Origin of the sequence: Curtobacterium sp. Leaf154 (genome assembly GCF_001424595.1) — a bacterium.
Classification (GTDB): domain Bacteria; phylum Actinomycetota; class Actinomycetes; order Actinomycetales; family Microbacteriaceae; genus Curtobacterium; species Curtobacterium poinsettiae.
In genome coordinates this window covers 90,237-104,200 of record NZ_LMOS01000004.1, presented here as the reverse complement: position 1 = coordinate 104,200, position 13,964 = coordinate 90,237, and the positions used below count along the sequence as shown (strand labels likewise).

General features: G+C 71.3%; 14 protein-coding genes. 11 read left to right on the top strand and 3 right to left on the bottom strand.

All coding sequences use genetic code 11. The features are described 5' to 3' along the window. The first annotated feature begins 152 nt into the window (after positions 1 to 152). Genes ASF75_RS06985 through ASF75_RS06940 form a run of 10 tightly spaced genes read left to right on the top strand, consistent with a single transcriptional unit; the run spans position 153 to position 11,363 of the window. Complete coding sequence (locus ASF75_RS06985; protein WP_056070025.1) at positions 153 to 1,334, top strand: sugar ABC transporter substrate-binding protein; 1,182 nt, start codon at positions 153 to 155, stop codon at positions 1,332 to 1,334. Next, complete coding sequence (locus ASF75_RS06980; protein WP_017886840.1) at positions 1,331 to 3,019, top strand: sugar ABC transporter ATP-binding protein; 1,689 nt, start codon at positions 1,331 to 1,333, stop codon at positions 3,017 to 3,019. The genes ASF75_RS06985 and ASF75_RS06980 overlap by 4 nt, the downstream gene beginning before the upstream one ends. Next, positions 3,019 to 4,056, top strand: coding sequence for an ABC transporter permease (locus ASF75_RS06975; RefSeq protein ID WP_017886841.1), 1,038 nt, complete (start codon positions 3,019 to 3,021; stop codon positions 4,054 to 4,056). The genes ASF75_RS06980 and ASF75_RS06975 overlap by 1 nt, the downstream gene beginning before the upstream one ends. Before the next feature lie 43 nt (positions 4,057 to 4,099). Next, positions 4,100 to 5,200, top strand: a complete 1,101-nt coding sequence (rutA, locus tag ASF75_RS06970) for a pyrimidine utilization protein A (RefSeq protein WP_042540642.1) — start codon at positions 4,100 to 4,102, stop codon at positions 5,198 to 5,200. Then, positions 5,197 to 6,108 (top strand): carbon-nitrogen hydrolase family protein, encoded by a 912-nt coding sequence (locus ASF75_RS06965; protein WP_056070022.1) that lies wholly within the window; start codon positions 5,197 to 5,199, stop codon positions 6,106 to 6,108. The genes rutA and ASF75_RS06965 overlap by 4 nt, the downstream gene beginning before the upstream one ends. Next, the gene (locus tag ASF75_RS06960; protein WP_056070019.1) at positions 6,105 to 7,748 is read left to right on the top strand and encodes an amidase; all 1,644 of its coding nucleotides are present in this window, start codon (positions 6,105 to 6,107) and stop codon (positions 7,746 to 7,748) included. The genes ASF75_RS06965 and ASF75_RS06960 overlap by 4 nt, the downstream gene beginning before the upstream one ends. 43 nt (positions 7,749 to 7,791) lie before the next feature. Further along, positions 7,792 to 9,249, top strand: coding sequence for an MFS transporter (locus tag ASF75_RS06955; RefSeq protein ID WP_017886845.1), 1,458 nt, complete (start codon positions 7,792 to 7,794; stop codon positions 9,247 to 9,249). A 46-nt stretch (positions 9,250 to 9,295) separates the two neighbouring features. Next, positions 9,296 to 9,919, top strand: coding sequence for an isochorismatase family protein (locus tag ASF75_RS06950; protein WP_056070016.1), 624 nt, complete (start codon positions 9,296 to 9,298; stop codon positions 9,917 to 9,919). Further along, positions 9,916 to 10,548 carry a TetR/AcrR family transcriptional regulator gene (locus ASF75_RS06945; protein ID WP_056070013.1) on the top strand — a complete coding sequence of 211 codons (633 nt, stop codon included), beginning with the start codon at positions 9,916 to 9,918 and terminating at the stop codon, positions 10,546 to 10,548. The genes ASF75_RS06950 and ASF75_RS06945 overlap by 4 nt, the downstream gene beginning before the upstream one ends. Beyond that, a complete protein-coding gene (locus ASF75_RS06940) occupies positions 10,545 to 11,363 on the top strand; it encodes a GntR family transcriptional regulator (RefSeq protein WP_056070010.1) in 819 nt (272 codons plus the stop codon). The genes ASF75_RS06945 and ASF75_RS06940 overlap by 4 nt, the downstream gene beginning before the upstream one ends. Positions 11,364 to 11,380: 17 nt before the next feature. Here ASF75_RS06940 and ASF75_RS06935 read toward each other — a convergent pair whose 3' ends face one another. Both ASF75_RS06935 and ASF75_RS06930 read right to left on the bottom strand, forming a co-directional pair. Continuing rightward, positions 11,381 to 11,611: a helix-turn-helix domain-containing protein gene (locus tag ASF75_RS06935; protein ID WP_056070008.1), complete on the bottom strand. Its 231-nt coding sequence runs from the start codon at positions 11,609 to 11,611 to the stop codon at positions 11,381 to 11,383. Next, positions 11,611 to 12,222: a hypothetical protein gene (locus ASF75_RS06930; protein WP_056070005.1), complete on the bottom strand. Its 612-nt coding sequence runs from the start codon at positions 12,220 to 12,222 to the stop codon at positions 11,611 to 11,613. Before ASF75_RS06930 ends, ASF75_RS06935 begins: the two co-directional genes overlap by 1 nt. On the opposite strand from ASF75_RS06930, the gene ASF75_RS17630 reads away from it, so the two are divergent. Next, positions 12,213 to 12,911, top strand: coding sequence for a hypothetical protein (locus tag ASF75_RS17630; protein WP_156463820.1), 699 nt, complete (start codon positions 12,213 to 12,215; stop codon positions 12,909 to 12,911). The genes ASF75_RS06930 and ASF75_RS17630 overlap by 10 nt on opposite strands. Before the next feature lie 15 nt (positions 12,912 to 12,926). Here ASF75_RS17630 and ASF75_RS06920 read toward each other — a convergent pair whose 3' ends face one another. Beyond that, positions 12,927 to 13,958 (bottom strand): YeiH family protein, encoded by a 1,032-nt coding sequence (locus ASF75_RS06920; RefSeq protein WP_056069999.1) that lies wholly within the window; start codon positions 13,956 to 13,958, stop codon positions 12,927 to 12,929. Positions 13,959 to 13,964: the final 6 nt, after the last annotated feature.

The window sequence follows — 13,964 nt, the reverse complement described above, 5'->3', positions numbered from 1 at the left end:
CCCCGATCCGATGCCCCGCCGCCCGTCCCCGGCTCCCTTGCACGCTCCACCCCGCGCCGCGGGGCCTTCGGCGTCCCCGCCGCCCGTCCCCGCGCCGGCTCCCCCGCCCCCCGCACCTTCCCTGCTCCACCCGTCCAGGAGGTCCCCGACCGATGTCGTCCCCCGCTCCGTCCCGAACGCGTCCGTCGCGTCCCGTGCTCCTCGCCGCCGCGATCTCCGGCGTGCTCTTCCTGTCCGCATGCTCCGCCACCTCGACCGCGTCGACGAGCTCCGGTGACGTCACCGCCGGCGTCGAGCACGCCACGAGCCAGATCGAGGCCGCCAGCGTCGACCCGGCGTTCACCTTCGAGGGCGCGCGCTTCGACATGTCGGGGATCGCCGGCAAGACGATCTTCAACATCCCGAACTCGTCAGCCGTCCCGTTCATCACCGCGGTCGACGAGGCCGGCGAGAAGGTCGCCGAGCAGTACGGCGCCGAGTGGATCGAGTACACGAACCAGGGCACACCCACCGAGCACTCCGCCGGCATCGACCAGGCGATCAGCCGCGGAGCCGACATCATCGTGCTGGCGCAGGGTGTCAACGGCGAACTGATCGTCCCGGCACTGAAGCGTGCGAAGGCAGCGGGGATCCCCGTGCTGATCAGCCACACCTACCAGACCGGGCAAGCGCTGCCGGACCAGCTGCAGGGGCTCGTGGCGGCACAGGTGACCGCCCCGTTCCACGAAGCCGCGAAGCTCAACGCCGACTGGGCCATCAAGGAGACCAAGGGTCAGGGCGACGTCCTCATCATCACGTCGTCCGAGGTGCCCCCGTCCGACGGCATCGTCACGGCGATGCAGGACGAGTTCGAGGCGCAGTGCGACGGCTGCAAGGTGAAGGTGACCAACGTCCCCGTCGCCGACTGGGCGACGAAGATCTCGTCGACCGTGCAGTCCGCCGTGCAGTCCGACCCGAACCTCGACTACGTCCTGCCGGTCTACGACTCGATGACGCTCTACGTCGAGGCCGGCGTGACCGCTGCCGGCAAGACCGGCCAGGTCTTCACCTCCTCGTACAACGGCACCCCCGCGGTGCTGAAGATCCTGCAGGAGGGCAGCGTCCTCACGATGGACATCGGCGAGAACATGGAGTGGCTCGCCTACGCGACGCTCGACCAGGCCGGCCGTGTCCTGACCGGCACGCCGATCATCGAGGACGGCGACGAGAAGACCCCGCTCAAGGTCTTCACGAAGGACAACGTCGACGCGACCGGCACGCCGCCGGCGCCGAGCAAGGGCTACGGCGACGCGTACAAGACCGGGTACGAAGCGATCTGGGGCGCGGCCGAGTGACCGCCACCCGGGAGGCACGGCTCGGCTCCGCATCGTCGGCTGCGGTCGTCGGCACGGGTGCGGACACAGCGCCGGTCCTGCGGATCAGCGGGCTCACGAAGCGCTTCGGCGGGCTGACCGCACTGGACGACGTCGACCTCGAGGTCCTGCCGGGCCAGGTGCACGCGCTGCTCGGCGAGAACGGCTCCGGCAAGTCGACCCTCATCAAGGTCCTGTCCGGCACCTACGCGCCGGAACCGGGCGCGACGATCGAGGTCCGTGGCGCCCGGCTGCCACTACCGGTGCCTCCCGGGTACTTCCGCCGTGTGGGGATCAGCTTCGTCCACCAGGACCTCGCACTCGTGCCCTCGCTCGGTGTGACCGAGAACCTGCGGCTCGCGACCGTGGTGGCCGGGCGTGGACCCTTCGTCCGCTGGGGCGCCGAGCACCGTGCCGCGGCCGAGCTGTTCGCGCGGTACGGGGTCGACATCGACCCACGGGCCCGGATCGACGAACTCACCGACACCCAGAAGGCGCTCGTCGCGATCCTGCGGGCCGTCGCCGAGCTGGGCGACGACCGGGCGCTCATCGTGCTCGACGAGCCGACGGTCTTCCTGCCGAAGGAGGACGCCGACCTGCTCTTCCGGGTCGTGCAGGACCTGGTCGCGGACGGCCGCACCTCGGCGCTGCTGGTGTCGCACGACATGTCCGAGGTCCTCGAACACGCCGACCGTGTCACCGTCCTGCGGGCCGGCCGGGTCCAGGCGCACCGGGACACCGCCACGACGACGGCGGACGAGCTCGTCTCCCTCATCGTCGGACGCGGACTGGACGGTCCCGCCGCCAGGACTCCGCGCCCGGCGACCACCGGCGACGCCGTCGTGACGGTGCGGGACCTGCGGGTCGGCGTCGTCGACGGTCTGTCGTTCGACGTGGCGGACGGCGAGGTCGTCGGCATCACCGGGCTCGCCGGCTCCGGTGTCGAGGACGTGCTGCCCGGCCTGTACGGGGCACGCCCCGCGACGGGCTCGCTCACCGTGCGGCACGACGGGGCGACACCCGCTCCGGTCGACCTGACGCGGGTGACGCCCGGTTCCTCGATCGCCCGCGGCGTCGTCTACGTCCCCGCCGACCGCAAGCGCGAGGGCGGGGCGCTCACCCTGTCCGTCGAGCAGAACGTCACGCTCCCCGTCCTCGGGAAGCTCCGCGGGCTGCTCGGCCTCTCGCCCGCGCGGGAACGCGCCCACGTCGCGGGACTCGTCCGCGACTACGACGTCCGACCAGCCGACCCGGCCGCCCTGTTCGGCACGCTGTCCGGCGGCAACCAGCAGAAGGCCGTCCTGGCCAAGTGGATGCAGGACGCCCCGAGGCTCGTGCTGCTGCAGGAGCCGACCCAGGGCATCGACGTCGGGGCACGCGCCGCGATCTTCTCGATGCTCCGCCGGAGCGCCGAGCAGGGCGTGACCATCGTCTGCGCCTCCACCGACTACGACCAGCTCGCGCAGGTCTGCGACCGCGTCGTCGTCCTCGCCCAGGGTCGCGTGCACGACGTGCTGACCGACGACCGCGTCGACCGCGACGTCATCGCGGCCGCGGTCGTGGCGAGCCTCGTCGACCGAGATGCCCAGGCGTCACCCACCGGGTCCCCGTCCCCCGCGGGCTCGTCCTCCCCCGATGCCTCCTCCGCAGTCAAGGAGAACGCCTGATGTCCACCACCGCCGACCCCGTCCTCGAGACCTCGATCGTCCGTCCGACCCGCCCGCGCTTCTCGTGGGGACACACCGAGCGGTACGCGCTGCTCGGCGCCTGGCTCGTCATCGTCATCGCGTTCAGCATCGCGCTGCCCGACACGTACCCGACCCTCGGCAACCTGCAGAACATCCTCGGGTCCCAGTCGGTGCTGCTCATCCTGGCGCTCGGGTTCCTGTTCCCGCTCACCGCCGGTGAGTTCGACCTGTCCGGCGCCTCGACGATGTCGCTCTCCGCGATGACCATCGCCGTGCTCAACGCGAAGATGGACGTCCCGCTCGTGCCCGCGATCGCCGCCGGTCTGGTCATCGGCGTCGTCGTGGGCCTGGTCAACGGGCTGCTGACCGTCGGGTTCCGCATCGACTCGTTCATCGTCACCCTCGGCACGTCGACCTTCATGATCGGGATCATCCAGTGGATGAGCGTGTCGTCCTCGGTGACGGGCATCGACCCGGCGCTCGTGCAGGCCACGGTCGGGTGGCGCGGGCTCGCAGGCCTGCCGCTCGCGTTCGTCTACGGCCTGATCGCCACGGTCGTCGTCCTGGTCGTCCTGAGCGCCACCCCGGTCGGCCGACGGCTGCTGTTCGTCGGTACCGGCCGCACCGTCGCGGAACTCTCCGGGCTGAACGTCCGACGGCTCCGGGTCGGTGCGTTCGTGGGCGCCGGCTTCACCGCCGCGGTGGCCGGGGTCGTCTACGCCGGCACCCTCGGCGGCGCCGACCCGTCGAGCGGACAGTCGTTCCTGCTCCCCGCGTTCGCCGCCTGCTACCTCGGTGCGACCGCGATCGTCCCGGGGCGCTTCAACGCGATCGGCACGTTCATCGCCGTGTACTTCCTGTTCTCCGGCGTGGTCGGTCTGCAGATGCTCGGCGCCGACAACTTCGTGCAGCAGCTCTTCTACGGCGGCGCCCTCATCGTCGCCGTCGCCGTCTCGCAGACCATCCGGCGGCACTCCGTCGCGACCGCCGCCAAGGCCGCCGCGAAGCGTCCCTGACCCTGCTCCCCCTTCGACACCCACCACAGAAAGCGAGTTCCCCATGGACATCGGAGTCTTCATCCCGATCGGCAGCAACGGCTGGCTCATCTCCACCACGTCGCCCCAGTACAAGCCGTCGTTCGACCTGAACCTCGAGATCGTGCAGAAGGCCGAGGCGTACGGCTTCGACTTCGCCCTGTCGATGATCAAGCTGCGCGGCTTCGGTGGCCCGAGCGGCTTCTGGGACGAGAACCTCGAGTCCTTCACCCTGATGGCCGGTCTCGCTGCCCGCACCGAACGGATCCGCCTGTTCGCGACGACCGCCGTCCTGACCATCCCGCCGGCGATCGCGGCACGCATGGCGGCGACCGTCGACTCGATCTCGCACGGCCGCTTCGGGCTGAACCTGGTCGCCGGGTGGCAGAAGGCGGAGTACGACCAGATGGGCCTGTGGCCGGGCGACGAGGTGCACTTCAAGCGCCGCTACGCGTACCAGACCGAGTACATGCAGGTGATGAAGGAGCTGTGGGAGACCGGCCGGAGCGACTTCCACGGCGAGTACTTCCAGATGGACGACTGCCGGATGCTGCCGCGACCGACGTCGCACATCCCGATCGTCTCGGCCGGTCAGTCGTCCCAGGGCATGGCGTTCGCCGCGGAGTACTCGGACTACAACTTCTCGATGGGCGTCGGCGTGAACACCCCGACCGCCTACGCCGAACAGAACCAGGCCCTGCTCGAGGCACGCGAGAAGACCGGCCGTGACGTCGGCTCCTACGTGCTCTTCATGGTGATCGCCGACGAGACCGACGAGGCCGCCCAGGCGAAGTGGGAGCGGTACAGCGACGGGGTCGACGTCGAGGCCATCGCCTGGATGACCGGCCAGGCGCTCACCGACGCCGAGGGCGAGGACGGCAACACGGCCAAGCGGATCTCGCTGCCCGAGGGGGCCGTGAACATGAACATGGGCACGCTCGTCGGCTCCTACGAGCACGTCGCCGCGATGCTCGACGAAGCCGCCGCCGTCGAGGGCACCAAGGGCATCATGTTGGTGTTCGACGACTTCCTGCAGGGGATGGACGACTTCGGCACCCGCATCCAGCCGCTGATGCGCACCCGCGAGGGCGTCGCGTCCGCTGCTCCGAGCGCGGTCACCGCATGAGCGCCGCCGCGAGCCGACCGGTCATCGAGGTCGCGGTCGTCCAGGCCGGCGAGACCCCCGCTGACGGCGACACCGCACTCGACGAACTCATCGCCCTGTTCGAGCAGGCCGCGGAGGGTGCCGACCTGGTCGTGTTCCCCGAGCTCTGCACCACGCCCTACTTCTGCGGCGTGGTCAACGACAGCCGGAAGTCCTGGGCACAACCCGTCCCCGGTCCGGCGACCGCCCGCTTCGCGAGCGCGGCGAAGCGGCTGGGCACCGCCGTCGCCTTCGGTCTCTACGAGGACGCGGGCGACGCGCAGTACAACAGCGCGGTGCTCATCGACGCCGACGGCACGCTCGTGCACGGCACCGACGTGCACGGCGACCGCGTGGCGTCGTACCGCAAGACGTCGATCCCGACGAACGCGATCTCCGACGTCGACGAGAAGCACTACTTCGCCGCCGGTGCCGGACCGGTCGTGTTCGACGCGCTCGGCACCCGCTTCGGCATGCTCATCTGCTACGACCGGAGCTTCCCCGAGTACTGGCTCGCGTCACGTGCCGCCGGGGCCGAGGTGATGCTCGTGCTCGTGTCGTCGATGGGCTTCCGCGAGACCCTGTTCACCCAGGAACTGCAGGTCCGCGCGCTCGAGACGCAGACGTGGGTCCTCGCCCCGAACCGCGGCGGCGAAGAGACCGTCGACGGCAAGACCGTCAGCTACTTCGGTCGGTCCTCGGTCGTCTCACCACGGGGTGACCTGGTCGTCTCGGCCCCCGCCCACCAGGCGGGGCCGATCATCCGGGCCACCATCGACGTCGGCGAGGTCGCGGCAGCCCGCCGGGACTTCCCGCTCGGACGTGACCGGCAGCCCGGGGTGTTCCGGTACCTCGCCGACGCCCACGCAGCGGCGGCGGTCCCCGCGTGACGGACGTCGCCGCCCTGGTCCGCGGCACCATCGCACCGCAGCTCGACCGCGCGCTGGCCGCGAGCCGCGCGAACCCGTTGCCCGCCGCCCCGTCGGCGCTGCCCGCGGAACCGGCCCACAGCGCGCAGCTGTTCGGCCGGCTCCTCGGCGCGGCGATCGACGGGGCCCCGGCGCCGACCGCTGCCGGTCCGGACGACGACCTGGCGGCGTCCCGGGCTGCCACCGACCCCGCTGGCGCCTCGGTCGTCGAACTCCTCGCCGCGTACCGGTCCGGCACCACGACCCCTTCCGAGGTCCTCGCCGCACTCGCCCCGCACTGGACGAGCGACGACGTCTGGTCGGACGCCGTCCTGCGCCTGGTGCAGGGGGCCGAGGAAGCCGCCGCCGAGTCCACCCGCCGCTGGGCGGACGGCGAGGCCCGACCGCTCGAGGGCATCCCGTTCGCGGTGAAGGACATCATCGACGTCGCGGGGACGATCGTCACGAGCGGCTCGCTCCAGACCGGTGACCGTGTGGCCCCGAAGGACGCCACCGTCGTGGCTCGGCTCCGCTCCGCCGGCGCGATCCCGGTGTTCACGGCGGCCACCACCGAGTTCGCCTGCGGCGGGCCGCACAACGCCCGGTACGGCGCCGTGCGGAACCCGTGGGACCCCGAGCGCTGGACCGGTGGCTCCTCGACCGGGTCGGGTTCGGCGCTCGCAGCCCGGATCATCCCGCTCGCGCTCGGGTCCGACACCGGCGGATCGATCCGCGTCCCGTCCGCCCTCTGCGGGACCACGGGGATCAAGCCGACGTACGGCCTCGTGCCGCGCACCGGGGTCGCGAGCCTGTCGTGGACGCTCGACCACGTCGGCCCGATGGCACGCTCGGCCGAGGACCTCGCCCTCGTCCTGGCGGTCATCGCCGGTTCCGACGGCGAGGACCCGACGACGTTCCCCACCGTGCCGCTCATCGAGGCCGCGCCCGAACGGGTCGAGGGGCTCCGGATCGGGGTCCCGCTCGACTGGTTCACCGAACGCGTCGACCGCGCGGTGCTCGACGCACACGCCGCGGCGGTCGAGCGCTTCCGCGAGCTCGGCGCGACACTCGTGCCGATCGAGTTCGACGACCTGGAGTCGATCGACTCCGAGTGCTGGACGGTGTTCTACGGGGAGCTCGCCGCGAACCAGGAGGCCAACGCCGACACGGCCGACCTGTTCGACGCCGGCACCCGCGCCCGGTTCGACGTGTCATTCCTGCCGACCGCGGCGGACTACCTCCGGGCACTCCGCCGTCGCCCGCTCGTGCAGGCCGCGATGGTCGCGCGGATGGACGAAGCCGGCGTGGACGTGGTGCTCACCCCCGGGATCGGCGCCACCGCCCCGCGGCTCGACGACCTGACGATGTCGGTCGACGGCGAGCGGTTCAACCTGCACGACGTCATCCCCCGGAACACCCGGCTGTTCGACTACGTCGGGTTCCCCGCGCTGATGATGCCGGCGGGCACCGCGCCGGACGGCCTGCCCGTCGGTGTGCAGCTCGTCGCGCGGCCGTGGGACGACCGCCTCGTGCTGTCCGCGGCCGCCGCCTTCCAGCGGGTCACGACGCACCACCGCCTGGTGCCGCCGTCGTCCGCCGTGCGAGGGCCGACCGATCGGTAGCCGCACCATCGACGAGGGCGCCGCCCGGCGACGCGCCTGGCAGGTGCTCTGCGCGTCGAGCCTGAGCGTCGTCCTCGTCTTCATCTCCTCGAGCGCGCTCCTCATCGCGCTCCCCGACGTCAGCCGTGACCTCGACGCCAGCGCCGTGCAGTCCAGCTGGGTGCTCCTCAGCTACATGCTCACCACGACCACCCTCATCCTGGTCTTCGGGCGCATCGCCGACCTCGTCGGTCGGCGCCGTCTGTACATCGCCGGCATCCTCGTCTTCCTGCTCGCCTCCCTCGCCTGCGGCTTCGCCCCGGACGCCGCGGTGCTGCTCGGTGCCCGACTCGTGCAGGGCGTGGGGGCGGCAGCGATCGTCACCAACACGACCGCGCTGCTCACCGATGTCTTCCCGGAGTCGATCCTGTCGCTCGGCCTCGGCCTGAACGCCACGGTCGCCGCGGTGGGCCAGGTCATCGGGCCCGTCGTGGGCGGGCTGGTCGCCGAGTCGTTCGGGTGGCGGTGGATCTTCCTCGCCGGCGTGCCGATCTCACTGGCCGGACTCATCTGGTCGCTCCGGCTGATCCCGCACAGCACGCGTCCCCCTTCCGGCGAGCGCCTCGACGTGCCGGGGTCAGTCCTGTCCGTCGCCGCCGTCGGACTGCTCGTCGGTGCGGTCTCGACCGGCGGCTCGGTCGGCTGGTCGGCCGTCCCCGTCGTCGCGATGACCGCCGGCGCGGTCGTGCTCGGCGGAGTGTTCGTGTGGACCCAACGCCGGGTCGCGCACCCCCTGGTCGACCCGGCGATCTTCCGCGACCGCACCACCATCACCCTGTTCTCCGCCGCCGGGCTGTGCGCCCTGTCCAGCTACGCACTGGTCCTGCTGGCTTCCCTGTCGTTCCAGGCGGTCGACGGCAAGGACGCCGTCGACGCCGCCCTCTGGGTGCTGCCCACGCCGATCGGCACGACGGTCGCGGCGGTGAGCGCCGGGTTCCTCGCCCGCCGGGTCGCCGCGCGGACGCTGTCGACCATCGGCATGCTCCTGATCGCGCTCGGCGCCGCGGTGCTCGCGGTGTCCCTCGCCGACGGCGACGCCTACGCCGTCACCGCCACCGGCCTCGGCGCCGTCGGGGTCGGCACGGGCGTGTTCATGACGCCGAGCACGTCGGCACTGATGACCCGCGTCCCGGAGCACCGACGCGGCATCGCGAACGCCATCCGGTCGGCCCTGCAGAACGCCGGCTTCCTGTTCTCGACGGCACTCGGCCTCGCGATCGCGACGGGCGGCCTGTCCGCGGCGCAGGCGGCCGCGGCCTACGACGGCAGCCTGCTCAGCCTGCCGTCCGGCGACGTCCAGGTGTTCGTCGACGGCGTCCGCGCCGCGGCGCTGACGTTCGCCGGCTGCGCGGCCCTGGGGGCGCTCATCGTCGCGTTCGGTCCGTTCGGGCCTCCCGACCGGGAGGCGCCACTCCGACCCGACAGGTCGGGTCCCCTCCCCGAGCCGGGGGCGTCCACGTGACCGTCCTCACCCTGGCAACGACCACCCACGACGGAAGCAGGACACCATGACCGACGACCACCAGGACTACGCGGCAGCCGGCTTCACCGGCACGCTGCAGCCAGGACGACGCGCTGCGCTCGTCGTCGTCGACCCGGTCCGCGCGTACGTGGACCCCGACTGCGGGCTCTACGCCGGCGTCGAGGAACCCGTCGAACGGATGCGGGAGCTCACGACCGCCGCTCGGGCAGCCGGGGTGCACGTGGCGATCACGACGATGGCGCTCTCGGCCGACGGTTCCAACGCCGGCGTGTTCTTCCGCAAGGTGCCGGCACTCGCCGCGTACCTACCCGGCGCGTCCACGGGAGCGTTCGTCGACGGGCTCGAACCCCTCGACGGCGACACCGTGGTGCCCAAGCAGTACCCGAGCGCGTTCTTCGGCACGTCGCTGGCCGCCGACCTCGTCGCCCGCGGCGTCGACACGCTCTTCATCGCGGGGCTGTCGACGAGCGGGTGCATCCGCGCGACCGCCACGGACGCCATGCAGCACGGCTTCGTCCCGATCGTCGTGCGCGAAGCCGTCGGCGACCGGTTGCCGAGCGTGCACGAGGCGAACCTGTTCGACATCGCCGCCAAGATCGGCGAGGTCTGGCCGATGGAACAGGTGCTCGAGCACTGGGACGCGGCATGAGCACCACGACGCGCATCGAGGCGCCGGTCCGGGGCCGGCCGCGCAGCGCTGCCGTCGGCGAGTCCGTGTACACCGCCTGTGTCGAGATCCTGGCCGAGGGCGACCCCCGGGCGTTCACGATCCGGGCCGTCGCCGACGCGGCCGGCGTGGGTGCGGCGACGATCTACCGGCGGTGGTCGAGCAAGGAGGTCCTGCTCACCGAGACCGTGATCCGTCTGATGGAGGAGCACATCCCGACGATCCAGGACGCCCCCATCGCCGCGGGTGTCCTGGGCCTCACCCGGGGATGGGTGCACGCCCTCGTCGCGACGCCGGTCGGTCGGGCGCTCCCGCTCATCGTGGAGACCGCGTCGCACGAGCCGCGGGTCGCCGAGGCCGTGGCCGAGTGGCACCTGGACCGGCGGCTCCGGGTGAACGCGATGCTGCAGCGGGCGATGGACGCGGGCGATCTGCGACCGGACGTCGACCTCGGCATCGCAGTGGACCTGCTCGGCGGGCCGACGTTCTACCGACGCGTGTTCGTCTCGCTCGACATCCGGGCGCCCGACTACCCGGTGCGGCTGGCCCGGGAGTTCCTGCGGTGGGCCGGTTGGACCGGCGACCTGTCGACGGTGGGGGTGGCCTCGTGACCGGGACCGTGCCGGAGGGGTTCGCCGCGTCCGCTGCCTGGACCGACATGGGGGTCGGGACGACTCCGTCGGCACCGGGTCACTGGATCGGGTTCAACCGACGCTCCGACGCGGCCCGCCAGGTGTCCGACCTGATCCGGGCCGACATCGTCGCGGGGCGGTTCACCGGTCCGCTGCCGTACGAGTGGGAGTTGCTCGACCTGTACGGCACGACGCGGAACGTCCTGCGGGCTGCCCTCGCGTTGCTCAAGGAACAACGGCTGCTCACCCGTGCGCCGCGATCGGGCACGTTCGGTGTGCGGCCCGTCGCCTCGGTGAGCCTGGCCCGCACGTCCGACGAGGTCACGATCTACGGCGAGACGGCAGGGGGCAGCGTGTTCGAGTCGCCCCGGCTCAGCATCGTGCACCTGTGCGTGCAGCAGGTGACCGCGCCGGAGACCGTCCGGCGCAACCTGGAGATGACCGGCAGCAGCGCCTTCTTCGTCGAGAGCCTCATCTCGTTCGACGGCGAACCGAGCCGGGTCCGGACGAGCTGGGTCCCACACGAGCGCTTCCCCGACCTGGTCGCCGAACCGCTCACCGAGTACGTGCCGGACGTGCTCGTCAGGAAGGCCGGCGCGCGGCCGGAGGCACGACGGTTGCTCCTGAGCACCGTGAACGCCGACCAGTGGACGGCCGACCTGCTCGACATCGATCCCGGCCAGGCGATCTTCCACATCGAACGGTTGATGTGCCTGGCCGACGGGACACCCGTCGAGTACGGGTTCTCGCGGTACCGCGGCGACCGGGCGGTGATCGACTCCCGGATCACGTGAGGCACGGGCGGGGATCCTCAGTCCGTGCGCACCGAGAAGACGTCGCCCGGCTGGCAGCCGAGCACCTCGCACAGTCGGGTGAGGGTGGAGAACCGGATCGCGCGGGCCCGGTTGTTCTTGAGCACCGAGAGGTTGACGACGGTCACACCGACGCGGTCGGCGAGCTCGGTCAGGGTCATCCCCTGCGCGGCCAGCAGATCGTCGAGGTGACAGACGACCGCGTGGCCGTCCTCCTGTTCCGGGGGCATCAGACCAGCCCGGCCTGGTCCCGCACCATCCGCTGCGAGGCGGTGAGCGCGAACCGGAAGCAGACGACGACGAGCAGGCCGAGGTACACGGGCAGGAACTGGTGATCGACCACCGGCGTGGGCAGGTACCCGTCCCAGCCGAGCCCGGACACGACCCAGTTCCACCCCATCCGGCGGACGAACGACGGCAGGAACCCGGCGGCCAGCACCGCGCCGGCGAGCCAGTCGAGGATCCGGGTGGTCGAGCGGTCGAAGAGCCCGCCGCGCGAGATCTTCCAGGCCACCGCCGCCACCAGGGCGATCAGGACGCTGACGAGCAGGACCTCGAGGGCGTCGCCGACGCGGATGCACCCGATCGCACCACCCGGCACGTCGGCGACCGGCGCCCGGAGCACGAGCTGGTCGGACGTCACCGTCGCGCCACCCGGGGGCTGCGGGATGGCCCTCGTCTCACGCATCCGGATCGGCACCGCCACCGTGCCCGAGGTGATCGACTGGACGAGCTGTTCGACGTACCGCCAGACGACGAACACGATGCCGATGGCGCACGAAACGACGTAGGCCAAGTAGGAGTTCCGCCCGCGGGGCGGTTCGTAGACGGGTGTGGTCATGGCTGCTTCCCCTGTCGATCATCGATACCATCGAATTTCGATGGAACGATAAACGATATGTCTACTTCGCCGCAACCCCAGAGAGCCCTCATCCGCAACCAGCCGCCTGGCGCACCTGGAACATGCTCTGCCATGATGAGCCTGTGTCGTTTTCAGTCGCAGGCGAGCTCGATCTCGCAGTGTTCGCTCCAGCCTTCTCCGCGATCGCAGCTAGCGCCTCCGCAATCGTTGCTCTCTTGAGCTTCCGGATGGCGCGGGAGAACAAGAAGCGTGACGAACAGCTCCTCCAAGGTCAGCACGACCGCGGGCGCCGGACCGCCATGACCGACGCGCACCTCCAGATGACATCAGGCGAGGTCGCTGCCGCCCGCCATCTCGCCGGCACGCTCGAGGCGAAGTCCCATGAGGAGCGACCGTCGTTCGCTCACGCGAAACAGCCCGACCTGACGAATGCCTTCTACACCCTGTGCTGGACGATCGAGTACGTCGCGAACGTGCGGGGCATGTGGCTGACGAGCGAGAAGGGCAAGGGTCCGAGCGAGTACCTGAAGTGGAACGAAGAGGCGATCTACCTGGGCGCGAAGAGCATCCGGACCTCGCTCATCGGCATCGACAGCACGTTCGAGCAGAGCACGCAGACCGTCTGGCGATCCGTGCACGACATCGCACGATCTCGCGGCTTCGCCTGATCCGAGCAGGTCGGCTCAGCGCAGCCCGAACGCCGCCTGCACGCCGAGGCTCGTCCCCGCCACCAGGACCCAGAGCGCGATGCCGAGCAGCATCGGACGGAACCCGGCACGTCGCAGCGCCGCGAAGTCCGTCGAGCAGCCGATCGCGGCGAGCGCCACCGTGATGAGGAACGAGGCGGCCGTCGCGAACCCCGGTGCCACGGACGCGGGCAGGACCCCGACCGTCCGGAGCAGCACCACCACGAGGAACCCGATCAGGAACCACGGCACCAAGCGGAACACGCGGAATCCGCGGCCCGACCCCGAGGCGGGGGCGAGTTGCTCGCGGGAGGCGCGGCGGGCCTCCAGTCCGGCCAGCCCGATGACGATCGGGATGATCATCAGGGTGCGCACCAGCTTCACGACGACCGCGGTGTCGGTCGCCTGGCGACCGTAGACGGTCGCGGTGGCGACGACGGACGACGTGTCGTTCACGGCGGTGCCCGCGAAGACGCCGAAGGCGTGCTGGCTGAGGCCGAGGGCGTGCCCGAGCAGCGGGAAGGCGAAGACGGCGGCGATGTTGCAGAGGAAGATCGTGGACATCGCGTAGGCGACGTCGGCGCTCACCGCGCCGATGACCGGCGTGACGGCGGCGATCGCCGAGGCACCGCAGATGCCGGTCCCGACACCGATCAGGGTGCGGAGCGCGCCCGACACCCGGAGCAGTCGACCGATCCCCCACGCGGCCACCAGGCAGACCACGAGCGTCGCGAGCATCACCGGCAGGGTCTCACCGCCGATGCGCAGCACCTCGCCGATGGACAGCTGCGCGCCGAGCAGGACCACCGCGAACTGCAGCACCCGGCTGGACGAGAACTTCACCCCGGGGGCGAGCACCGCGAGTGTGCCACCGGTGCGACGCCGGACGAGCCACCCCACCACGGCACCGATCAGGACGGCGGGGACGGGGCCGCCGACCACCGGGACGACCCGGCCGACCAGGGTGGCGACGATGCCGATCGCGACGGCGAGGGCGACACCGGGGGCGGCTGCACGGACGGACTGCATGAGGAC